The 21,444-nt window shown below is 54.7% G+C and carries 26 protein-coding genes; 19 read left to right on the top strand and 7 right to left on the bottom strand.

The annotated features are described in order from the left end of the window. The 9 genes from RWM61_RS11455 to lepB all read left to right on the top strand — a co-directional run. Window positions 1–188: hypothetical protein (locus RWM61_RS11455; protein WP_314000786.1), on the top strand; the 188-nt coding region annotated here is incomplete at its 5' end. A gap of 228 nt (window positions 189–416) precedes the next feature. Next, the gene (locus tag RWM61_RS11450; protein WP_314000784.1) at window positions 417–1,319 is read left to right on the top strand and encodes an ABC transporter ATP-binding protein; all 903 of its coding nucleotides are present in this window, start codon (window positions 417–419) and stop codon (window positions 1,317–1,319) included. After that, window positions 1,316–2,128 carry a hypothetical protein gene (locus RWM61_RS11445; RefSeq protein ID WP_314000782.1) on the top strand — a complete coding sequence of 271 codons (813 nt, stop codon included), beginning with the start codon at window positions 1,316–1,318 and terminating at the stop codon, window positions 2,126–2,128. Before RWM61_RS11450 ends, RWM61_RS11445 begins: the two co-directional genes overlap by 4 nt. Window positions 2,129–2,161: 33 nt before the next feature. Beyond that, on the top strand, window positions 2,162–3,169 hold the full coding sequence (locus RWM61_RS11440; protein ID WP_314000780.1) for an iron-hydroxamate ABC transporter substrate-binding protein: 1,008 nt from the start codon (window positions 2,162–2,164) through the stop codon (window positions 3,167–3,169). Window positions 3,170–3,216: 47 nt separating this feature from the next. After that, window positions 3,217–4,188: a FecCD family ABC transporter permease gene (locus tag RWM61_RS11435; RefSeq protein ID WP_399538446.1), complete on the top strand. Its 972-nt coding sequence runs from the start codon at window positions 3,217–3,219 to the stop codon at window positions 4,186–4,188. Further along, window positions 4,185–5,231, top strand: a complete 1,047-nt coding sequence (locus tag RWM61_RS11430) for a FecCD family ABC transporter permease (RefSeq protein WP_399538444.1) — start codon at window positions 4,185–4,187, stop codon at window positions 5,229–5,231. The genes RWM61_RS11435 and RWM61_RS11430 overlap by 4 nt, the downstream gene beginning before the upstream one ends. Before the next feature lie 581 nt (window positions 5,232–5,812). Beyond that, window positions 5,813–6,316, top strand: coding sequence for a hypothetical protein (locus RWM61_RS11425; protein ID WP_314000776.1), 504 nt, complete (start codon window positions 5,813–5,815; stop codon window positions 6,314–6,316). A gap of 101 nt (window positions 6,317–6,417) precedes the next feature. Further along, a complete protein-coding gene (locus RWM61_RS11420) occupies window positions 6,418–7,029 on the top strand; it encodes a hypothetical protein (RefSeq protein WP_314000774.1) in 612 nt (203 codons plus the stop codon). A gap of 165 nt (window positions 7,030–7,194) precedes the next feature. Then, entirely contained in the window at window positions 7,195–7,446 is a 252-nt protein-coding gene (gene lepB, locus RWM61_RS20275) for a signal peptidase I (protein WP_399538442.1), read from the top strand. 180 nt (window positions 7,447–7,626) lie between these two features. Here lepB and RWM61_RS11415 read toward each other — a convergent pair whose 3' ends face one another. Further along, window positions 7,627–7,959 (bottom strand): LytTR family transcriptional regulator DNA-binding domain-containing protein, encoded by a 333-nt coding sequence (locus RWM61_RS11415; RefSeq protein ID WP_314000772.1) that lies wholly within the window; start codon window positions 7,957–7,959, stop codon window positions 7,627–7,629. A gap of 162 nt (window positions 7,960–8,121) precedes the next feature. Between RWM61_RS11415 and msrA the strand changes: the two genes are divergently transcribed. From msrA to RWM61_RS11385, 6 genes are all read left to right on the top strand, one after another. Continuing rightward, window positions 8,122–9,072: a peptide-methionine (S)-S-oxide reductase MsrA gene (gene msrA, locus RWM61_RS11410; protein WP_314000770.1), complete on the top strand. Its 951-nt coding sequence runs from the start codon at window positions 8,122–8,124 to the stop codon at window positions 9,070–9,072. A gap of 136 nt (window positions 9,073–9,208) precedes the next feature. Beyond that, on the top strand, window positions 9,209–10,213 hold the full coding sequence (locus RWM61_RS11405; protein ID WP_314000768.1) for a LacI family DNA-binding transcriptional regulator: 1,005 nt from the start codon (window positions 9,209–9,211) through the stop codon (window positions 10,211–10,213). Window positions 10,214–10,500: 287 nt separating this feature from the next. Continuing rightward, complete coding sequence (locus RWM61_RS11400; protein WP_314000766.1) at window positions 10,501–11,241, top strand: Gfo/Idh/MocA family oxidoreductase; 741 nt, start codon at window positions 10,501–10,503, stop codon at window positions 11,239–11,241. Between the two features lie 27 nt (window positions 11,242–11,268). Continuing rightward, on the top strand, window positions 11,269–12,192 hold the full coding sequence (locus RWM61_RS11395) for an aldo/keto reductase (protein WP_314000764.1): 924 nt from the start codon (window positions 11,269–11,271) through the stop codon (window positions 12,190–12,192). A 28-nt stretch (window positions 12,193–12,220) separates the two neighbouring features. After that, entirely contained in the window at window positions 12,221–13,156 is a 936-nt protein-coding gene (locus RWM61_RS11390; protein ID WP_314000762.1) for an aldo/keto reductase, read from the top strand. A gap of 35 nt (window positions 13,157–13,191) precedes the next feature. Beyond that, a complete protein-coding gene (locus tag RWM61_RS11385) occupies window positions 13,192–14,109 on the top strand; it encodes an NAD(P)-dependent oxidoreductase (protein WP_314000760.1) in 918 nt (305 codons plus the stop codon). Between the two features lie 56 nt (window positions 14,110–14,165). Here the strand turns inward: RWM61_RS11385 and RWM61_RS11380 are convergent, their stop codons facing one another. Next, the gene (locus RWM61_RS11380) at window positions 14,166–14,987 is read right to left on the bottom strand and encodes a DUF2935 domain-containing protein (RefSeq protein ID WP_314000758.1); all 822 of its coding nucleotides are present in this window, start codon (window positions 14,985–14,987) and stop codon (window positions 14,166–14,168) included. 124 nt (window positions 14,988–15,111) lie between these two features. Between RWM61_RS11380 and RWM61_RS11375 the strand changes: the two genes are divergently transcribed. Both RWM61_RS11375 and RWM61_RS11370 read left to right on the top strand, forming a co-directional pair. Beyond that, a complete protein-coding gene (locus RWM61_RS11375; RefSeq protein ID WP_314000756.1) occupies window positions 15,112–15,444 on the top strand; it encodes a hypothetical protein in 333 nt (110 codons plus the stop codon). A 242-nt stretch (window positions 15,445–15,686) separates the two neighbouring features. Further along, window positions 15,687–16,241 (top strand): NAD(P)H-dependent oxidoreductase, encoded by a 555-nt coding sequence (locus RWM61_RS11370; RefSeq protein ID WP_314000754.1) that lies wholly within the window; start codon window positions 15,687–15,689, stop codon window positions 16,239–16,241. A 31-nt stretch (window positions 16,242–16,272) separates the two neighbouring features. Here the strand turns inward: RWM61_RS11370 and RWM61_RS11365 are convergent, their stop codons facing one another. From RWM61_RS11365 to RWM61_RS11350, 4 genes are read right to left on the bottom strand one after another with little or no spacing between them, the layout of a single operon-like run. Then, on the bottom strand, window positions 16,273–17,238 hold the full coding sequence (locus RWM61_RS11365) for a type I phosphomannose isomerase catalytic subunit (protein WP_314000752.1): 966 nt from the start codon (window positions 17,236–17,238) through the stop codon (window positions 16,273–16,275). A 21-nt stretch (window positions 17,239–17,259) separates the two neighbouring features. After that, window positions 17,260–17,667: a VOC family protein gene (locus RWM61_RS11360; protein ID WP_314000750.1), complete on the bottom strand. Its 408-nt coding sequence runs from the start codon at window positions 17,665–17,667 to the stop codon at window positions 17,260–17,262. A gap of 18 nt (window positions 17,668–17,685) precedes the next feature. After that, the gene (locus tag RWM61_RS11355) at window positions 17,686–18,279 is read right to left on the bottom strand and encodes a class I SAM-dependent methyltransferase (protein WP_314000748.1); all 594 of its coding nucleotides are present in this window, start codon (window positions 18,277–18,279) and stop codon (window positions 17,686–17,688) included. Next, window positions 18,279–19,262: a TIGR01212 family radical SAM protein gene (locus RWM61_RS11350; protein WP_314000789.1), complete on the bottom strand. Its 984-nt coding sequence runs from the start codon at window positions 19,260–19,262 to the stop codon at window positions 18,279–18,281. Before RWM61_RS11350 ends, RWM61_RS11355 begins: the two co-directional genes overlap by 1 nt. A 467-nt stretch (window positions 19,263–19,729) precedes the next feature. On the opposite strand from RWM61_RS11350, the gene RWM61_RS11345 reads away from it, so the two are divergent. Further along, the gene (locus RWM61_RS11345; protein WP_314000746.1) at window positions 19,730–19,924 is read left to right on the top strand and encodes a hypothetical protein; all 195 of its coding nucleotides are present in this window, start codon (window positions 19,730–19,732) and stop codon (window positions 19,922–19,924) included. 155 nt (window positions 19,925–20,079) lie between these two features. Beyond that, the gene (gene trmB, locus RWM61_RS11340; protein WP_314000744.1) at window positions 20,080–20,844 is read left to right on the top strand and encodes a tRNA (guanosine(46)-N7)-methyltransferase TrmB; all 765 of its coding nucleotides are present in this window, start codon (window positions 20,080–20,082) and stop codon (window positions 20,842–20,844) included. Here trmB and RWM61_RS11335 read toward each other — a convergent pair. Further along, a complete protein-coding gene (locus RWM61_RS11335) occupies window positions 20,822–21,409 on the bottom strand; it encodes a phosphatase PAP2 family protein (protein WP_314000742.1) in 588 nt (195 codons plus the stop codon). The genes trmB and RWM61_RS11335 overlap by 23 nt on opposite strands. Window positions 21,410–21,444: the final 35 nt, after the last annotated feature.

The raw sequence follows: 21,444 nt of genomic DNA, 5'->3' as shown, positions 1-21,444 counted from the left end.
CGGGTTTGTTTGCTATTGTCTTTTTATTGCAACTGAGATTTATTTTCAGGATAGACGGCGCTTCCTTCTACTTTGAATCGGTCATATCTGCTGTAAAACGCCGGTTTGGATCGTTTCCTGCTTTTGAACTTCGTCACAGCGAAGAAGCAATTATTTTGTATTCAGCTTACCCCTCCTGGAATCTCTAAACAATAACGGATATATTAATAATACATTCCCGAATATAATAATACAACGATAAACTCAAAGTGAGCGGCTGGCGAGAAAACCCATTATAATTACAATACAATAACGATTCCAATTAAAGCTAGCATTGTTGACAAATAAACTGAGAACCATTATCATTCTTGTAGTAATTAATGAGAATTGTTATCAAACATATGGAAACTCAATATGTATTGAAGGAGTGCAGCCGCATGAGCAGACTGTTCACGGAGCAGCTACATATAGGTTACGGCGACCGGACGATCGTGGAGAATCTCAACCTGCAAATTCCGGATGGGGAAATAACGGCATTGGTGGGCGCGAACGGCAGCGGCAAATCGACGATTCTCAAGGCGATGGCGCGCATTCTTAAGCCGGGCGCGGGGCATGTGTTTCTCGACGGCAAATCGATCCTCCGCCATTCAACGAGAGAGGTCGCGAAGCAACTGGCGATTCTGCCGCAAAATCCGGTAGCGCCCGAAGGGCTGACCGTGGCGGAGCTTGTCTCTTTCGGCCGTTTTCCGCATCAGCGGGGACTGGGCTCGCTCGGCAACGACGATCGCGCCGCCATCCGCTGGGCGCTTGAAGTGACGGGCATGGCGGAGTTCGCCGAACGACCGGTCGACCAGTTATCCGGCGGACAGCGCCAGCGCGCATGGATTGCGATGGCGATCGCGCAGGACACCGGCATTCTGTTCCTCGACGAGCCGACGACCTTCCTGGATATGGCGCATCAGTTGGAAGTGCTGCACCTGCTTCGTCGGTTGAACCGCGAGGAAGGGCGCACGATCGTGATGGTCGTGCACGATCTCAATCATGCCGCCCAGTATGCGGGACATGTCGTTGCCATTAAGAACGGCCGTATCGCCGCGCAGGGGACTCCCGAGTCCGTCATCACGCCCAGCATGCTTCGCGAGGTGTTCGGCGTGGAGGCGGAGATCGTGACCGATCCGCGATCAGGCCTTCCGGTGTGCCTTCCCTTCGCGCTTGCGAGAGAATCTTACGCCGATGGGGCCGCTCATTCGGAATCGGAGGCGGGCCCGCGCAAACCGGCGGAAAGCCGGTCCATCGCAAAGCCGGTCCATGCGGAACGCGAACGGAGTGTAGGGGCATGACGGAGCTGGACGCCGCTTCCCGGGAATCGCTCTTCTATATCGTCGAATCGAGACGGAAAGGCGCGCTGCTGGAGCTCGACTGGAACGAGATGAGCCGGCCCGCAATGGCCGCCCGGTTTCTGGACGCCTACCGGGGCGTGCTCGGCGCGGAGGAGCGCGATGCGGCCGCCACCTATTTCGCTTCGCTGCTCGGCAGCTTGAGTGCCGGGTTTCATTATATGCTGTTTCATGACAATGCGGAGCTCTCGCCGGGGCTTGGCGGCGCGCTGCTGCAGCTGTTCGGCGGGCCGCCGCGACCGCCTATGCTGCTCGTTATATCTCCTGCTGCCAAGCGCTCGCTTGCCGGCACCGGCGGGGATCGGACCGCAAACGTGAAGGAAGCGATGGAGCGGTTCTACGGCGATGCCATCCGGCCCGTGATCGAAACGGCGGCATTCACAGGCGATGTACGCGAGCTTGATCTGTGGAGGCTGCTCGCCACCCGGCTTAAATATGTGGAAGAGCAGTTTGTCGGGCAAGCCGGCGAGCAGGAGAAGGGGCGAATTCGCCGCCATTTTAACCTGCTGTATAAAGGTCTCCCCCCGGCCGTGTTCGGAAGGGAGCTCAATCCGCTGGACATCGAGTACCGCTATGTGGAGGATCCCAATCGACCGGGAAACGATTTGCGCCAAAAAGCGGCGTGCTGCCTGGCGTTCAAAACCGGGGGCAAACACGGCTACTGCTACACCTGTCCCCGCATAAGCGAGGCGGAGCGGCAACGGAGAAGACAAGCGGCGGCCGAGCAAAGAGCACAAACGGCCAAAGTTTGATTAGCTGTCAACTTATCGAAAAGAGGATACATCATGAACAAACACATGCGCAAAATCAGCTTCATTGTTGTCATCATGCTGTTCGCCGTCGCGGTCACGGCGTGCGGCGGCGGTACCGGCTCAAACCCCAAAGCGCCTGCTGACGAACCGAACGCGGCAAACACAACCGGCGAATCGCCCGCGGCAGGAAACAATGGAGCAGGCGGAACGTCGCAGGACAGCGACACGGTGACATACAAAGCGGCGAACGGAGATATCGCCATTCCGAAGCAGCCGAAGCGGATCGTGCTCGTTGCGGACTACTATGGCTACTTTCTGACGCTCGGCATCAAGCCTGTCGGCGTGTCGAACTATACGTTCCAAAACCCGTTCTATGAGGGCAAGCTTGACGGGGTCCAGAACATCGGCGACGGCCGGAACATGGAGAGCATCCTGGCGCTTCAGCCCGATCTGATATTGGCGTGGGACGCCAAGGCGGCCGAGCAGCTTGGGAAAATCGCGCCTACCGTCGTGATCGAATACGGCAAGCTGAACTATAAGGACCAGCTGCGTGAGTTCGGCAGAATGACCGGCACGGTTGATAAAGCGGAAGCGTGGATCGCCTCCTGGGAGGCGAAGCTTGCCGAAGTGAAACCGAAGGTGCAACAGGCGGTCGGCGACCGGACGGTCTCGATCATGCAGACCGATGCGAAAAACATTTACGTATTCGGCGACAAATTCGGCCGCGGCGGCGAAATCATTTACGGCGAGCTGGGCCTTAAAGCGACGGAACTCACCAAGAAAGAAACGATCGATGCAGGTCCGGGCTATACGAACATTTCGCTTGAGAAGCTGCCGGAGTTTGCGGGCGATTATATTTTTACAAGCACATGGACGATGGACAGCGACGGCAGCGCAACGTATGACAGCGCGATTTGGAAAAGCCTCCCTGCCGTCAAGCAAAACCGTGTGTTCAACATCCACCCGATCGGCTATTATTTCAACGATCCGATTTCGATGGAGGGACAGCTGGCGTTTATCGTATCCAGTCTGACCCAATGATTGAGGCCAATAAAAAGGGGAGTCGCCCGCTGGCGTTCGGTGCCGTCATGCTCGCCGGAATCGCGGGGCTGCTCCTTGCGCTTGTGTCTTCGGTGTCCGTCGGCGCGGCCGATATTGACTTCCTGACCGTATGGGAGGCCGTGTTTCAGTATAACAAGGCGCTGCAGCAGCATCAGATTATTCAGGAGCTGCGGCTTCCGCGCGCGTTGGCAGGCGCCCTGACGGGCGCCTGTTTTGCGGTTGCGGGCGCCGTCATGCAAGGCATGACCCGCAATCCGTTGGCCGATCCCGGGCTGCTCGGGATCAATGCGGGAGCCGGGTTCGCTCTCGCGTTAAGCTTTTCTTTTCTGCCGGGCTTGTCTTACCAGCAATTGATGGGGTTCTCCTTCCTCGGAGCGGCTTTGGGGACGGGGCTCGTCTTCGGAATCGGCGCGCTTGCGAGGGGCGGCATGTCGCCTCTCCGCCTCGTATTGGCGGGGGCGTCGGTCACGGCTTTATTGACGGCGCTGAGCCAGGGGGTCGCTCTATATTTTCGGGTCGGACAAGAGCTGGATTTCTGGTTCGCCGGGGGACTCTCAGGGATGAAATGGCAGCACGTTCAACTGCTTGCGCCTTGGACGGCGGCGGGGCTGCTCGTATCGCTCCTGCTTTCGCGCTCGTTGACGATACTCGGCATGGGCGAAGAAGTGGCGGCCGGCCTCGGCCAGCGCAGCGGGCTCGTCAAATTCGCCTGCTCCATCGTCGTGCTTGTATTAGCCGGAGCGGCCGTGTCCGCCGTCGGGGTCGTCGGTTTTGTCGGGCTTATCATTCCGCACATGGCCCGCTCCCTTGTCGGCGCCGATTACCGGTTCATCATTCCCTGCTCCGCCGTATTGGGCAGCCTGTTGATGGTTGTGGCGGATATGGGCGCGCGCCTGGTCAATCCGAATTTCGAAACGCCGGTCGGCGCCGTTATTGCGTTGATCGGTGTTCCGTTTTTCCTCTATCTGACCCGGCGCCACAGGAGGAGAATGGAATGAAGCGTCCGAACGGAACCTATGTCGGGGGCGGTCGTCCCGGGATCGGCCGGCCCGTTGCGGTCATGGCCGCAGCCGCCGTAATGATTGCGATGACGACGCTGATAAGCCTGAACACCGGATTCATCCGGCTTTCGCCGGTTGACGTGCTCCGGACGCTGCTCGGCGCCGGTACGGAGCAGCAGACTTTGATCCTGTTCGAATTCCGGCTTCCGCGCATCGTCCTTTCGATTCTGGCGGGCGCCGGGCTTGCGCTGGCCGGCAGTATTTTGCAGAGCGTGTCCCGCAATGCGCTGGCCGATCCCGGCATCCTCGGCATAAATGCCGGCGCCGGACTGATGGTCGTGCTGGTCGTCGCGTATTTCCCAGGCAATGAGTCGATACCCGTATATGCTTTGCCGCTGCTTGCTTTTGCGGGGGCAGGCGCAGCCGCGGCCGTTATTTTTGCGCTTTCCTACATAAGGGGAAAAGGGCTCTCCACGACCCAGCTCATTTTGTCGGGAGTCGGCATTTCCGCGGGGATCGGGGCGGCCATGCTGGTGCTGACGATCCGTCTGGATCCGAACGAATATCAATTCGTCTCCTTATGGCTGGCCGGCACGATATGGGGCACAAGCTGGACGTTCGTCAAGGCGCTGCTGCCGTGGCTGGCGGTGCTTGTTCCGCTCCTGTTAATCAAAGCCCGCACGCTGGATGTGCTCACGACAAGCGACGAAACGGCGGTCGGACTTGGCGCGAGCATATCGCGCGAGCGATTCATCGTGCTCGGCGCGGCGGTCGCGCTGGCCGGGGCGTGCGTCGCCTTGGGCGGCAACATTGCCTTCATCGGACTGGTCGCGCCGCATCTGGCAAGAAGGCTTGTCGGCCCGAGGCATGGCGCGCTGCTGCCGATATCGGCGCTGCTCGGCGGCTTATTGCTGCTTGCGGCGGACACGATCGGGCGATCGATTCTGCAGCCTGAAGAAATTCCGACGGGCATCGTGGTCGCGGTGATCGGCGCCCCGTATTTCATCTATCTGCTGGTCAAGCTAAGGACATCTTCGTAGGATCGCTGGACATGCTCTTATCGCTAGATATAAATCTCTTGTCCTAGGTAAGAGGACTACAGGCTGTCAAGAGATAGGACTAAAAGCTGTCATGAAAGTCTGATGAGTTCATTTCCGTCAATAAGCGTTGGACAGAGACGAACCATTACCCGCATCGTATTATTGGGATTTCTCGTTCTTCGAATCAAAGTGAATAAAGTGCAAAGTAGACATACCTATGAAACGGGCCTATCACCATTGAATAGGCTCGTCTTAAATATCCGACAAAAAAAGACGAGTTAACAGCAAAAAATAGATCTTGGCATATTTTTAAAATAGATGCATATTGAGGTTGTCAATATAAACTTAGAAAATTAAATAATATTGACATTCAAAAACATGGTTTGCAGGGTCGCCACAGATACCGATTCGGTAGCCAGACTTCTATGATGTTCAAAGAGGTAGCCTTACGTTATTTGAGCATATATAGAAAAAAATCAAGAGTGATTGAAATGCTGGCCAGCATTCAATATAAAAGGTGTGAGCAATATGTTGGAATTTTAGTCTTATCAAGTTATCAAAACTAAACTGGAGGTATTAATATGAAGAAAGCGTTGTTTCTTCTCTTGGTTGTTGTGTTGCTCCTGCCATCAACAGCTTTAGCGAACTCTGAAAGCCCGGATACGCTTAATGGTGAACCTACTGATGGAGTTCTCGAGGGGTGCACAGATGCTTTTCAGTCGGAGTTGCTCGCGGAAGCAAGCCCATCGGGCGGAGTCGTTATGCCAAATGCGACATGTACTGGTAGCGGCGGTGTATCCCGTATCGATTGGTTAGCAGATGCTAGAAATTTTGCTTGGAGTGTTGATCCTAGATGGTCAACGATTTACAACTTTAGTGGCCAAATAACCATAACTTCAGGCGGCAAAATAGTTGACACAATTCCAGTAAGTTGTTGGGACGTTTTCGGCGGGAGTTGTGGGGGCACTGAGTCCTTTATTGGAGCTAAATACACTTCTTACCAGGCAACTCTAACGGGAACAGCCCAAGATGCATCAGGTCTAGAATACGTGGCATATTGTAGTATTAATATTTATTACGTTTAATATACACTGGCTAGGCGACGAATATCACAAATCATGCCTAGCCATTTACCTTTTGATTTTGTATCATGGAGAAAACGGATGGTGTGAGGAGAATTGCAACGATGTTTCAGTACTTCGAATTGTGTAATGTTGTTTCTTTAACACCAAATTTTCTGTTATTCACAAAAAATTTTTATGATAATTTGTGGGAGGAGAATAAGAAATTTCCTTATTATTTTCAACAAAGTGGCGGATTTTTATCTAATAAAGAATTTCAGAAAAGCTTCGAAGAACTCTGGAACGAATTCAGTTCGCAATATTCTAAAATAAATCAACGCAGAGAATTTCCCGTATTTGATATCGAGCAGCTTTTTTATCAAAAATTCAATCAGTTGTTTATGGATAGTATTGAGGGGCAAGAACGTTTTAAGGAAATATGGGAATTATTCTTATCGTGGTGGTGGTCTGAATACGTTGGAGGGAAGATTGTGTTAGAAAAAATATCTGACTGGAGATTAGAGCAAATTTGGAATGAACTTGAAAAGAAAATAATTAAAAGCCCCGATAATTCCGTCACAATAAAGTACGATATCTTAATAATATTCGACACGCCGCCTTCACAAGTTCAAATCGATTTTGTATCATTTCATTATCAACCAATTAGTTCCTTTATTCCGATTTATGATCAAAATAAGATTGTTGAGAGGATTTTTAACAATGTGACTGGAGAGTGAGTGTGCAGCCAACTTGTCGAGGAGTTGACTGTTCATTCAACGGTATTCTCACGAGGCTTGCGGCCTTTGGTTTTCGGGGAATATCCGGAGCGTACGAGGAAGCGGTCTTGGACAGATCAATCGCCGTAATCCAGAAGATCAAATCAGTGTAGAACTTCTGAAGAAGTGACGTGGAAACTGGGTGATTCGGTTGAAAAAGAAGATCGTCTCTATGTCAAACGGATCATCGGACTACCTGGTGAGAATATTGAGTATCGGAGAAATCAACTCTATATAAATAATGAAAGAATTCATGAAAGTGTTTTTTCAAGAACTAAGACTAATGATTTTCGTTTAGAGGAAGTTACATTTCAAAACAGAATAACGGAAAATTCATATTTTGTAATGGGGGATAATCGATCACACAGTATGGATTAGCCGTATCATGGGCTTTATAGGGGAAGAAGAAATAAAGGGGAAGTTACTTTCATTGTGAACTGAAAATGATGGTGAAGCTCTGGCTTTCTTCCCGACGAAACGCAAACAAGACACCGGAGCTAATGTCCGGTGTCTTGTTTGCTTGCAAGCTTTTCAACTCCAATGCCTTATCGATTGCCCTCACGCATGTACCAACATGCTCCGAATCGCCGCCTGGTGGCGCTTGGATACGAGGATTACTTTCGAGTCCGGTCCTTTGTCGCCGAAATAAAGCCGGTCGTTCTCGATCGAGCTGATTTTGTTCACGTTGACATAGCAGCCTTGCCCGATCCGGTAGAAGGCGGGTTCCGCCGTCAGCCGCTCAATCTGCTCCGCGGTCATTCTTCTCTTCATATTATAGTTGCGACCATGGAAGCAAACCAGGCCCGGCGCCCCAAGCTTGAAAAAAAGGACGTCCTCTTCGATCTCCAACTGCTCGTACGGATTACGAACCTCCAGCGCTACACTCATCATTCGCGGCCCCCCTAAAGAAATGATTTGTTAGCGCTTTCATTATAGCACCTTTTGCAGTCGATTGAAACCATAATTTATAATAGCTGATAAACGGTCAATCGAAGCCTATAGTCGCGGATGGTTTTGCGTAAATTAATTCGAAAACGAATGGAGGAAATACAAATGACTGAACTGGCTGCCTTTGCAGGGGGATGCTTCTGGTGCATGGTAACCCCGTTCGATCAAATGCCCGGTGTGAAAAAGGTGACCTCGGGTTATACGGGAGGTCATGTGGAGAACCCGACCTATGAGGAGGTTTGTTCGGAAACCACGGGTCATGCGGAAGCGGTCCGGATCGAATTCGATTCTAGTGTTATTTCGTATGAGAAGCTGCTCGGTATCTTTTGGCAGCAAATCGATCCTACCGACAGCGAGGGGCAGTTTTTTGACAAGGGCGAATCGTACCGTACGGCGATTTTTTATCATTCCGATGCACAAAAGAAAGCAGCGGAAGCGTCAAAAGCCGCTTTACAGGCAAGCGGACGATTCAATAAGCCGATCGTGACCGCAATCGTACCGGCCGGCGAGTTTTATGCCGCGGAAGATTATCACCAGGATTACTACAAGAAAAATCCATTGCGCTACAAGATGTACAGGAAAGGTTCGGGGCGCGACGCCTTTATCCGGGAACATTGGGGGATGAAAAAAGATCAGGCGAGCCTCAGACAGCGGTTAACTTCGCTTCAATACGAGGTGACGCAAAACAATGCGACCGAGCCGCCGTTTCGCAACGAATATTGGGGCCATAAGGGTGAAGGCTTATATGTCGATATCGTATCGGGAGAACCGTTGTTCAGTTCCAAGGATAAATTTGATTCCGGCTGCGGTTGGCCCAGCTTTACCAAGCCATTGGCCGACTCAGCGGTGAAAGAAGAGGTGGATTTGACGCACGGCATGGTGCGCACCGAGGTGCGAAGCGTGCAAGCGGACTCTCATTTGGGCCATGTGTTCAACGACGGTCCGGGTCCGAACGGCCTGCGGTATTGCATCAACTCGGCGGCCATTCGTTTCATACCCAAGAAGGATCTGGAGAAAGAAGGATACGCGGAGTACCTGTCTTTGTTTACGGAATAGTGTGTCGGCGGATTTGCAATGACAGCCGCAGGCATGATCAACTCGATTATGTTGATCCCTCTCGACTGGTTTATGGTATAGTAAAATGGTCATTGCCGCATACTACAGGATTTTTCTTTCATACACGAGGTGAGAAATGCCAACGATAATGGATGTCGCCAAACTGGCGGGAGTCTCGAGAACGACGGTTTCCCGGGTACTGAACGATAAGCCGAGAGTGGACGAGCAAACCCGGAAAAAGGTGCTGGCGGCCATCGAGCAATTAAATTACGAGCCGAGTCATTTTGCCCGTCATTTGCGAAAACAGGAGACTAGACTGATTGCCGTTTTAGTGCCGGACATATCGAACCCCTTCTTTTCACGTTTGCTTGAAGGGATGGAGGAGGTTGCCCTGGAACGCGGATATAAAATCTTGCTGTGCATTACCGGCGACCGTAAGGAGCGGGAAATGCAGTATATTCGCATGCTCGAGAGCAGGCAGGTGGACGGCATCATTTTGACCGCTTTGCGCAATCCGATCGATTCGCTGGTTCCGTACATGCAATTCGGGCCAATCGTGTTTGTCAATGAATATGTGGACGGCGACTGCATTCCATCCGTAGCCATCGACAATACGGCTTCGGCCGCTATGGTAGTGCGGCATCTTATTGCGCTCGGACACCGCCGCATTGCCTTTATTAACGGACCGGAGCACATAATCATTTGCCGCGACAGGAAAGCGGGCTATCGCAAAGCGCTTGAATCAATCGGACTTCCGGTTGATGACCAGCTGATGAGAGAATGCGATTATACAACTGAGGGCGGTTTCCGCTGTACCCAGCAGCTTTTTGAACTGGCAGATCCCCCGACGGCGATTTTCGCCGCAAACGACACGATCGCCGTAGGCGTGATAAAGGCGCTGCGTCGACAGGGATTGCAGGTCCCAAGGCAAGTGATGGTAGCGGGGTTCGATAACAATCCGTTCTCCACCGTGATCGAACCGAATCTGACAACCGTAGAGCAGCCGACTCATTTGATGGGAGCGGAAGCGGTGAAGCTTCTCATCAAATGTCTGGATATCGGACGGGACAAGGTGAAATTCCGGCGTATCCTATTCGAAACGAAGTTATATATAAGAGAGTCAAGCACCGCAAGTGAGTGATCGGCTGCCTCGGAATACAATTCTAAAAAATATAAAAATGAAAGAAATACGGGTGCAAAAACGAGAAAAAGACAGCTTAAAAGCAAATGGAATCGATTCCCCGGCGTTGCTTTGAGTGATAATCCTGTGGTTTAATACGAAAGGATAAGTGTTAAACCATCAGGCTTGCCGCGAAAAAAATGGTATTTTGCGCCGGATGCGGAATCGATTCCGCATCGAAGGCCGAAGCGGATCATACATGGAGAAGGGGGTGTTCACCTTGAAGCCGCTTTAGCCGTGTGCTCACCGTGTCGGAGCCGATCGTGCTGGGCGCGCAGGCGGCGGCCGCAGCGGGGGCTGTGAAGGACGGCGTGATCGGCCGGCCGTATCTGACGATTGATTATACGGCCACGACGGAGGTCGTGGAGCGCGGATTTTTCGGCGGCACGCCGTGGAGACACATGAAGGGCCGAGCCGGGGCGGGGTGGATCAACGACCATGGCGTCCATCACGCGCACATGTTTACGGAAGTGATCGGTTCGATCGGGGAAGTGTTCGCCTACACGGACATTTTTCATAAAACGTTGAGCCACGGTCATGTCACGATTGAGCCGACCGGCGAAGACACGGCGGTGACCGTGTTTCGTTTCGAGAACGGCGCGCTCGGCCACTGGATGTGCGCCAGCTCGGCGCACGGCGAACGCGCTTGGGGCACCTGGTTTTACGGCAGCAAAGGCTGTCTGCGTCCCGGCAAGCACGCGGCGCTCGACGGCGGAGCCGTCCTGACGATGGAGCAATTGGTAAAGCAGTATGCGCCGGACGTGCCTCACGATCCATTCGCGCAGTCCTATGTGGAGTTATGGGAGGCGATTGCCGACGGCAAGCCGCCGATCTCGAGCGCCGACAAAGGGCTGGAAGCGCTCGGCGTCGTTTTTGCCGCGCTTGAGTCTGCGACGATCGGCGTTCCCGTGAAAGTCCGGGACATACTCAGCGGGGAGAAACACGCTTACGAAGATAGCGTGATTGAAGAAATGAAGCTTACTAAATAAGAGTCGTCGAAAGGATGAAGCCGGCTAATGAAGTATCGCAGACTTGGAAGCACCGGCCTGAATGTGTCGGTGATCGGCGTAGGCACTTGGCAGTTCGGCGGGGAGTGGGGCAAGACGTATGCGCAGGATGAGGCCGATGCCATTTTAAGCAAAGCGAAGGAACTGGGCATCAATCTGATCGATACGGCGGAATGCTACGGGGACCATCTCTCCGAATCGCTGATCGGCAATTATTTGCGGAAGGATAAGCGCGAGGATTGGATACTGGCCACGAAATTCGGTCATCATTACCACGGCTTTGTCGACCGGACGGATCATTGGGGCGCGCAGGAAGTGCTGAAGCAGCTCGACGATTCCCTGAAAGCGCTGGCAACCGATTATGTGGATATTTACCAATTCCATTCGGGCGGCGACGAGTATTTCGATAACGATGATTTATGGACCGCGTTGGATAAACAAGTGCAGGCGGGCAAAATCCGTCATCTTGGCGTCTCCCTCGGCTCCAATGAAAACATCCATCAAACCGAAGCCTCGACAAGGATCAAATCCGAGGTGATTCAGCTGGTCTATAACCGGTTGGATCAAAAGCCGGAGCGGCAGGTGTTGCCTGCTTGCCAGCGGCAGGATCTCGGCGTGCTGGCCCGCGAGCCGTTGGCAAACGGCTTCCTCGGCGGCAAATACAAGCCGGGCGCCGTGTTTGCGGCGAACGACTGGCGCTCGCGCGGCAAAAATACCGATGCCGCCGCCGAGCAATTGAAGCGGGTGCAGGAGATCGAGCGCACCGAGCTGCCGGAAGGCGTGTCCCTGGCCGCCTGGTCGCTCGCCTGGTGCCTGAAGCATCCCGCGGTGACGGCCGTCATCCCGGGCTGCAAAAATGTCGAGCACGTCATCTCGAATGCGGCTGCGGCCGATTTGATCGACGCCGGCCATCCGCAAGACGTCAGCAATTAATCCTATCAGGTGCAGGAGGACGACAACCATGAATTATCGCAAACTCGGCAGAACGGGTATTGAAATTTCCGAAATCGGTTTCGGCGCTTGGGCGATCGGCGGAGACGCGTGGGGCCCGGTGGTCGACAATCAGTCCATCGAAGCGATGAACCGGGCCCTGGAGCTCGGCGTCAACTTCATCGATACGGCGGACGTTTACGGCAGCGGCCACAGTGAAACGCTCGTCGCCAAGGTGATCAAGGGAAGAAGGGACAAAATCGTCGTTTCGACGAAAGGCGGGTTGTGGGGGCACCACCGCGACCCGCAAGGGGCGCCCGTCTACGATACGCCGGAGAAGGTGATCGAAGCTTGCGACGCCAGCCTGCGCCGCCTCGAGACGGATTATGTGGACATTTATTTCTGCCATCTCTGGTGGGATAAAGAAGAGGAGACGGAAGCGTTCATGCGCGCTTTCGACACGCTGAAGAGAGACGGAAAAGTAAGAAGCGTCGGCGTATCCACCGAAAGCATCGATTATATCAAGCATTTCAACCGCGAAGGCGCGTTGGATGCCGTTCAGCTGGATTACAGCATCCTGAACCGCTCGCCGGAAAAGGAAGTGCTTCCGTACCTGCAGGACAACGGAATCGGAGCGGTTGTGAGGGGGCCGCTCAAGATGGGGATTCTGAGCGGCAAATTCACCCGGGACATCGTCTTCCCGGAGGGCGATATCCGCAAAAACTGGCCGTCCGAGCAGTGGTTTAAGGACAGCCTGGATAAAGTGGACCGCTTGCGGGCATTGGAGGGGGGCGAACGCTCCTTGAGTCGGATTGCGCTCCGTTATGTGCTGAGCCATCCGGCCGTATCGTCGGCCATTCCGGGCGCCAAGACGGCCGTCCAGGCGGAGTCCAACGCATCCGCATCCGTGCGGCCGCTGCTCTCGGATAACGATCTGCAGCTGATCCGCGAGGTTTCGCCGTTATAAGCAGCGTATTATCCATTCCAGCGGAGGGGATCTGTATGAAGGTTTTGATCACGGGGGCCGGCGGCAACCTTGGGCGCGTGCTGGCTCCGGCGCTGGCCGACAAAGGCTATGAGCCCGTCATGATGGATTATCGGGAGATGGATGCGCCATTCCCGTTCATCAAGGGCGATGTCACGAACAAGGAGGATGTGTTCCGCGCGGTGGAAGGGGTGGATGCGGTTGTCCATGCTGCGGCTTTGCATGGCATTCACCTGTCCGCTTATCCGCGGGATGACTATTGGAAGTTAAACGTGGAAGGCACTTATCATGTTTACGAAGCGGCGAAGCAGTTCAACGTGAACAAAATTTTGCTGTGCAGCACGATGGGCGTTTATGGAGCAAGCGTAAAGGAGCCTGAAGCGGGCTACGGCATCGTTTCGGAGGAGCTGCCGGCGCTGCCGGGCGATTTTTACGGGCTGAGCAAAAAGCTGTGCGAGGAGCTCGCGCAATTTTACAGCCGCGCCCACGGCATCTCGACGATTGCCTACCGGCTGGGCATGTTCGTCCCTGAAGACTTTTTGCGCTACGGTTTCCGCCTGTTGAAAGGCGGTGTGGATGACCGGGATGTGGCACAGTCGTTTCTGCTCGGACTGGAAAATACGACGATATCGTACGAGGCTTTCAATATTATGGCCGAGGTGCCTTTTTCCCCGGACGAATTTGCCAGGTGGAGATCGGAGCCGGCGGCGTTTCTCGAGGAGCGTTATCCGGGCCTCGCCGGTCTGGTTCGCGCCAAAGGCGGGAACCTCGACGAGCTCCTGGCCATGTGGGTGCACATCTACTGGCCGATCGATCGGGCGAAGGACATGCTGGGTTACCGGCCGCAATATAATTTCGGGGAGTTCTATGAAGCGCTGCGGACAGACAACGAAGGTCATTACCCCTACGCCAATCTTCCTTGGTGGGGGATATGAAATGACAAAAGGCCGCGCCTTGAAGCTGCCTTTCGGCCCGGCCTTTTGTTTGGCCGTCAATGGGCAGGCTGCTCCGGCATGAGAGGAGCGATACCGGTCAGGTGTTGATCGAACATGTCGATGATGGTCAGGAAGCGTTCCGCTTCGCGGAAAACATGATCGGCGAGCAGCGGATGGATAATGCTTTTGATCCGGCACGCCTCAATCAAATCCCGGGCCGTCTTTTTGAAGTCCCTTAACGATTTAACCGATACCCGGTTCTGATCCAAAAATTGATCCAGCAGAGGAACGGTTTGCGATTGCGGCCGCATGGAGTCGATTTCCCGGGCCTGGAACAATAATGTATCGAATTGATCGCTGAATTCCCGCGACTTCTCAACAAGCGGGCGTTCGGAGGGATCGAGCAGATGCCCGATAAACTTGGCATGGTCGGCCATGATGCGCAGGAAAAACACGTTCTCGTCGATAATGGCGTCGGGCAGCGGTTCCAATCTACCCAAATTCAGCTCTTCCAGCCGGTTTCTAAAGTAATTGGCTTCCCTGCTCGTATGGTCGACCAACAAAGGGAAATTGCTGGCGCCCGGCATTTGGCAGGACAGAATAAGGCCCAGCACTTTTCTTTTGAACGCCCAAATGTAAGAGACCGCGCTGTGAACTTCCTGATTGAACCGTCGAATCTGCTGAGGGTCGGTGTCGGCGGTTAAGGCATTCGACCGATTCTCGATCGATTCAAACAAGGCGTAAAACTGATTGGCTTCGGCGATTAATTGCGTATCCTCGCAGCGGAAGCCGAGTTTAAGAAAAAGAGCATGTTCCTTCATAATTCGTGACCAGAACCGAATTTCGTCAAGAGAGCGAACCACAAAAGCATCGGCCATACTCTGAATAACCTCCTGCACAAAATGATCTTTTACCATATGCGGGAGTTGCGGTTTTGGTCATTCGCCCAAGAGAGGCAAAAAATGAATCGGTTTTCGCAAGCCCGAGTTGATCATAGACGGCATGGTGACGACGCAGCGTATGATCGACGAATATCCGGAAGAGCTGCGTAAAATCGTAGATGCGATTGAATCCGGTACAGACTATTTCCATGAGTACCCTGACGAAGGGGCTGAAATCGCCGCTAAGGCAATGGATACGCCGGTTGAACAAGTAGCCACGATGGCGCAAGGCGTCAAACTGCTCACAAAGGCGGAGGCAAAAGAAATTCTGGTCACAAATGTTGAAAGAACGAAACAGACGATTCGAGAATTTTCCGAATTTTTCGTTGGTTTGAAGCTGGTGGATGCCTCGATTAATCCGGATGAGCTGATCGACCCCGTATTGTTTGAATGAGAAACGTCTGATCGGACTAGAATAAGCGGTGAATTGCGATAATCAATCGTCAATAAGCAGAAAGGCCGCCGTTACCGGTGGCCTTTGTTACATAAAACCGGATGTGTTGGAGAGAATTATACCGTTCGTGAAATAACGTGATTTCACTGACGAATGTTTCAAATATTTAGATGGGCTTTAATTAAATTATTGAACCTCCGGATTCGGATGGTTTGAAATTCCGACAAGAAAGGAAAATAACGATGAACAAAATAGCGATCATCATCGGCAGCACGCGTCCAGGCCGTAACGGCGAAGCGGTCGCCAAATGGGTGTACGAAATCGCGCAGAAGCGCAATGATGCGGAGTTCGAGCTTGTTGACATCGCCGCCTTCGATCTTCCTCTACTCGACGAGCCGGTACCTCCGTCCATGGGCCAGTACTCGAAGCCGCATACCCGTGCTTGGTCTGAGAAAATTGCTTCTTTCGACGGATATGTGTTTGTAACGCCGGAGTACAATCACGCTCCTTCCGGCGCGCTTAAGAACGCGATCGATTTCTTGTATAAAGAATGGAACAACAAGGCCGCGGGATTTGTAGGATACGGCAGCGCCGGCGGTACGCGCGCTGTCGAGCAGCTCCGGCAGATCATGGCCGAGCTGCAGATTGCCGACGTGCGCGCTCAAGTCGCGCTTTCGCTGTTCACCGATTTTGAGAACTTCAGCGTTTTCAAGCCGGCCAGCCACCACGAGACGTCGGTAAACAACATGCTTGATCAGGTCATTGCCTGGAGCGGCGCCATGAAGACTTTGCGGTAGACGATCTGCAAATGGTCTTGAAAAAAGAGCCTCACGCTACGACGCTGCGGATGACCGTCAGTTTGCCGTCCAGCTCATAAGGACCAAGGTTGGCGGGGAGGAGAAAGCATTCGCCGGAATTCACATGTTGCTCGCCGCCGTCCCACTTCAAGAATCCCCGGCCGTCGGCAATGACCAGAATGACGAAGCTTTCCGGCGTGGTGGACAGGCTGCAGCGGGCGTCAATCAACCCTTTTTCGACGAAAAAATACGGTGACTTCGCGATCGGCAGCCATTCGCCCGGACATACGCCGTCCGTTTTCATCCGGGTGGCGCCGGAGTCGTTATAGGCAATGACGTTGAGGGAATCCTCAATATGCAGCTCGCGCAGCTTGCCGTCCAAGCCCGGGCGGTTATAATCGTACAACCGATAGGTAGTGTCGGAGTTCTGCTGAATTTCGGCCACAACGACGCCGGCGCACAAGGCGTGAACCGTCCCGGCCGGTATGTAGAACGCGTCGCCCGCCTCGACGGGCACCTCCTGCAGTGTATCCATAATGCGGCCTTCCCGGATGGCGGCGGCCAGCGTCTCGCGGTCGACGCCTTCCTTCAGTCCATAAATGATTTTCGCGCCGGGCTTGGCGTCCAGCACATACCACATTTCGGTTTTGCCGAGCTCGCCGGGCGGCAGTCCCTCGTAATCGTCGGTCGGATGCACCTGGACCGAAAGGTCGTCGTTGCAATCGAGCAGCTTGATCAGCAGGGGAAAGCGGCCGTTCCGTTCCGAAAAGCCCTTGCTGCCGAAAAATTCCTTGCCGTAGAGCTCGCGGATTTCGTTCAGTCCTCTGCCGGCAAGCTCCCCGTTCATCACCTTCGTCGTGCCGTTCGGATGATCGCCGATCATCCAGCCTTCGCCGATCGAGCCTTCGGGCAGCTCCAGGCCGAAACGCTCGAGCGCGCGGCCGCCCCAAATGCGGTGCTTCATTTCAGGTCTGAATTGCAGCGGGTACGGTTTCATTCCAACATTCACTCCATCTCTCTACAGGTTCAGGTTCGATTGATCGCCCGGCTCGAAAAGCTCCAGCAGCTCTCCGTCGGGACCATAGAAGAAGAAATAACGGCTGCCGTCCGGCAGCGGCGTGATCTCGCTGTCTCTCAGCGGCACATGCAAGGAACGGATCCGCTCTACCTCCGCGTCGAGTCCGTCGACCGTAAAGGCGATGTGATGCACCTTGCCTTCCGCCGGCAGCTCCGCGTTGTAGCCTTCGATCAGCTCCAGCACCGTTTCGTCCGCCCCTGGAAAGGCCAGAAACGCGAGACGGATAACACCGTTGGTGTGCGTCATCGTCCGCAAGTGCTTCATTCCGAGCGTCTCGGTGTAAAAACGGACCGATCTTTCGATTTCCTTCACCATCAGGCCGACATGCTCGATTTTTTTGACCGCCATACGGGATCGCTCCTTCAGCTATGATTTTTTCTCGACCGCGATTAAATAAGGCCCGGCCTTCTTCTGCGCCATCCGGTAATAGACCGCCTGGCCGAGGGACGCCGGTAGGCGCTCCGCCCACTCGGCCACCGCTTCGGCCTCGGCGTCTCCGCCCGCATGGCCGGGATACACGACAACCGTTAGAGCGCCCTTCGGCTTGAGAAGCTCCATCGCCGCTTCCAAAGCCGCAAGCGTCGAGTCCGTCCGGGTGGTGACGGCTCGCGCGTTTTCCGCTTCGGCGCCGGGCAAGTAGCCGAGATTGAACATGACGGCCGATACGCTGCCGTGCGACTCCGCCGGAATGAGCTCCTTCATTCGCTCGTGGCTTGCGAGCCATAACGTCAGGCCGGGCACCTGACCTGCGCCGCATTCGCCCTCAACCCGCCGGCGCGTCGCCTCCAAAGCGGCCTTCTGGATGTCAAAGCCGTAGACGGTGCCTTTCGGACCGACGGTTTTCGCTAGGAAAGCGGTGTCGATGCCGTTGCCCGTTGTCGCGTCGACGGCGATGCCGCCGGATGAAAGCCGCTCGCCGACCAGGCGATGCGCCATCGACAGGACGGACTGAAACCCCATCAGCCGAGGCTCCATAAACGGCCTTGCCACGTATTGCGGGATTTCAGCTCGGCGTCGATCGCATTGAGCACTTCCCATTTCTTCAGGCTCCACATTGGCCCGATCAGCAGGTCGCGGGGAGCGTCGCCGGTCAAGCGGTGAACGATCATCCTGGGCGGCAGCAGCTCCAGCGTGTCCACGACCAGCTTGACGTATTCGTCCCGCTCCAGGAAGCGAAGCAGGCCCGCTTCGTATTGGCGCACCATCGGCGTTTTGCGCATGAGATGCAGCAGGTGGATCTTGATCCCCTGCACGTCCATTGCGGCGACCGCCCTGCCGGTGTCCAGCATCATCCCGTGCGACTCCTGCGGCAGCCCGTAAATGATGTGGGCGCAAACGCGGATGCCCCGTGCGCGCAGCCGCGCAACCGCATCCAGATAGCAGGCGGTGTCATGCGCCCGGTTGATAAGCTCCGACGTCGACTCATGCACCGTCTGGAGTCCCATCTCGACCCAGAGATAGGTCCGCTCGTTCAGTTCGGCAAGATAGTCGACGACATCGTCCGGCAGGCAGTCGGGCCGGGTTGCGATCGACAGGCCGACAACGCCCGGCTGCTGCAGAATGACTTCATAATATTCACGCAGCTCGTCGACCGGCGCGTACGTGTTCGTATATGCCTGAAAGTAGCCGATGTAGGAGGCATTCGGCCATTTCTGATGCTGCAGGTCGCGGATTTTGCGGAATTGGACGACCAGATCGTCGCGGCGGCTTCCGGCGAAATCGCCGGAGCCCCGCGCGCTGCAGAACGTGCAGCCGCCCTTGGCGATCGAGCCGTCGCGGTTGGGACAGGTGAAGCCTGCGTCCAGCATGACCTTGAACACTTTGCCGCCGAATCGGCGGCGCATTTCGTGGTTCCACGTATGGAACCGTTTATCGTCCCACAGGAGCGGCCGTTCCGCGCCCTCCGCGCGGTAACGGCGATCCCCCGATATGCCTTCTTCCATTATAGGTTCCGTTAATATAGGTTCCGCCGCCGCCGGTTCGGCTGGCTCTTCGTTGCGCGCCGACGGGAAGATCGTGGACATGGCTGTGCTCTCCTTTGCGGCTTGCGAGCCGTCTCTAATCCCCATTATTATATCGGAAAAGGATGCGGGTGCCAACTTGTTCGGGCCATTTGCGCCGAGGCGGAAAACCTGAATGATCCGGCCGCCGGCAGCGCGGAAAACGAGAGGGGCCGTATCGAATTCCGCATGTTCAGTCAAGAGCTCGGGCATACTATTCGGGAATCGGCGGGTTGGAAATTTTATTTAGCCGGAAAACGCTTTTAGGCTTGCGGTACCTTACACCATATGTTATATTAAAAGTGCGGGAAATCAATAAAAAAACCTTACATTTACGTTTTTTCACAGTGGATTTTCGGCCGGTTGATTTCTGGGAATCAAGCACAATTATTCTCATGAGGTGATGCGTAATGAATTCGGTGAAAATTCCGCAGGGCGATGCCAAGGTTAAGGTAGAGTTGACGGTCAAAGAACTGATGGCTTTGACGGGCGTCCGTTTCCACGAGAACCACAAGGTCGAGGTGGCGGCGCGCAAGAAGCTGAACGAGGTGCTCGAGGATACTTACCACCTTGAGAAAGACAACGAGGCCCAGTGGCTGAACTGAACGCACGGCCGGATCCAGGCGATCCGGCTTTTTCTTTTGGCCGGGCCGCCGGCAGACGCGCGCACGGTTCGTGCCCGGCGGACGGCCCCTTTGCCTTTACATTCGCGCCGAACTTGGGCACAATAGTTCTAGCTTACAATGGAGGACGAATGACTATGCGTTTACGTGGGAGAAAAGGTATCCGGGAGGAGCTTGAACGGCAGCCGGATACGATCGTGCTTGACGCGGCGCCGCATAAAGGGAAATGGCGGGCGTTTTTCGGCAACGACCGGCCGATTCATGTCGAGCTCGGGATGGGCAAAGGCAAATTCATCAGCGAAATGAGCGGCCGCAACCCGGATATCAACTTTATCGGCGTCGACATGTACGACGAGCTGATCCGCCGGGCCGCCGAGAAGGCCAAGACCGTTTGGGAGCCGAAAGGCTATGACCGGCCGCCGAACCTTGCGCTGCTGCGCGCCAACATCGAAGGGATCGACACGATGTTCGAGCCCGGCGAGATCGAACGGATTTTTCTCAATTTCAGCGATCCGTGGCCGAAAAGCAAGCATGCGCGCCGGCGGCTGACGCACCCGCGTTTTCTGGCGAAATATCGGGAGTTGCTGAACGCGAACGGTGAAATCCATTTCAAGACGGACTCGCAATCGCTGTTTGAGTTCTCTCTGAACAGCTTCGCGGACATGGAAATCCCGCTGCGCAACATCGCGCTCGATTTGCATAAGGACGGCTTGCGCGACGATCTCGTCCTGACCGAGTACGAGTCGAAGTTCGTCGCCAAAGGCAAAAACATTTTCCGGCTGGAAGCCGTCATCGGGGATAAAGTGCTCGCCGCCCACCGCCAAGCGAAAAAAGCCGCGCTCGCCGATAAAGGCAAGGATGCGGCCGGCGGGCCGGAGATTAAATTTCCAGCCATCCGATGAACGAGACGCCGAAGGCGGTGAGCGATCCCAGCAGTCCGCCCGCGATGACGTCCGACGGATAATGCAGCCCCAGGTACATGCGGGACCAGGCGACGGACATCCCGAAGGCGACGGCGAACGGCGTCAGTAAAGGAATCAGTGCGGCTTCCGCCATGAATAAAGGCATCATCCAGGCAAAAAAAGCCGTTGTGTGGCCCGATGGAAACGAGGGATCCACCAGCGGCTTTCGGCCTATATTGACCTTCTCCAGTGCCTGGTAAGGCCGGAGACGTTTGAATTTGCGCTTCACGATCGCGACCGGAATGTGGCTGAGCGCCACCGCGACGAGGCTTTGCCAGCCCGCGGTGCTCCACGGCTGCGGCGCGAGCAGCCCGATCAGTAGCGATGTGGCGATCGTAAACGTCGCGCCGCCCAAATGGGTAACGAGGCCGAGCCAACGTCCCAGCCAACGGTTAATCGAAGCGTTAAGAGACCGGCGGTTTGCCCAAAACAGCATCCGATGCTCACCCACATGCAGCCAGCGGCGGATTCGTTCCATGATCATCCCTCCGTCGTTTTTATTCATGGATACCTCCCCAGCATAATCGCCGATTGTTTTCG

This window comes from uncultured Paenibacillus sp. (assembly GCF_963515335.1).
GTDB lineage: Bacteria > Bacillota > Bacilli > Paenibacillales > Paenibacillaceae > Paenibacillus_I.
Note: the sequence above shows the minus strand (reverse complement) of the source record. Positions and strands in the feature narration are given on the sequence as shown.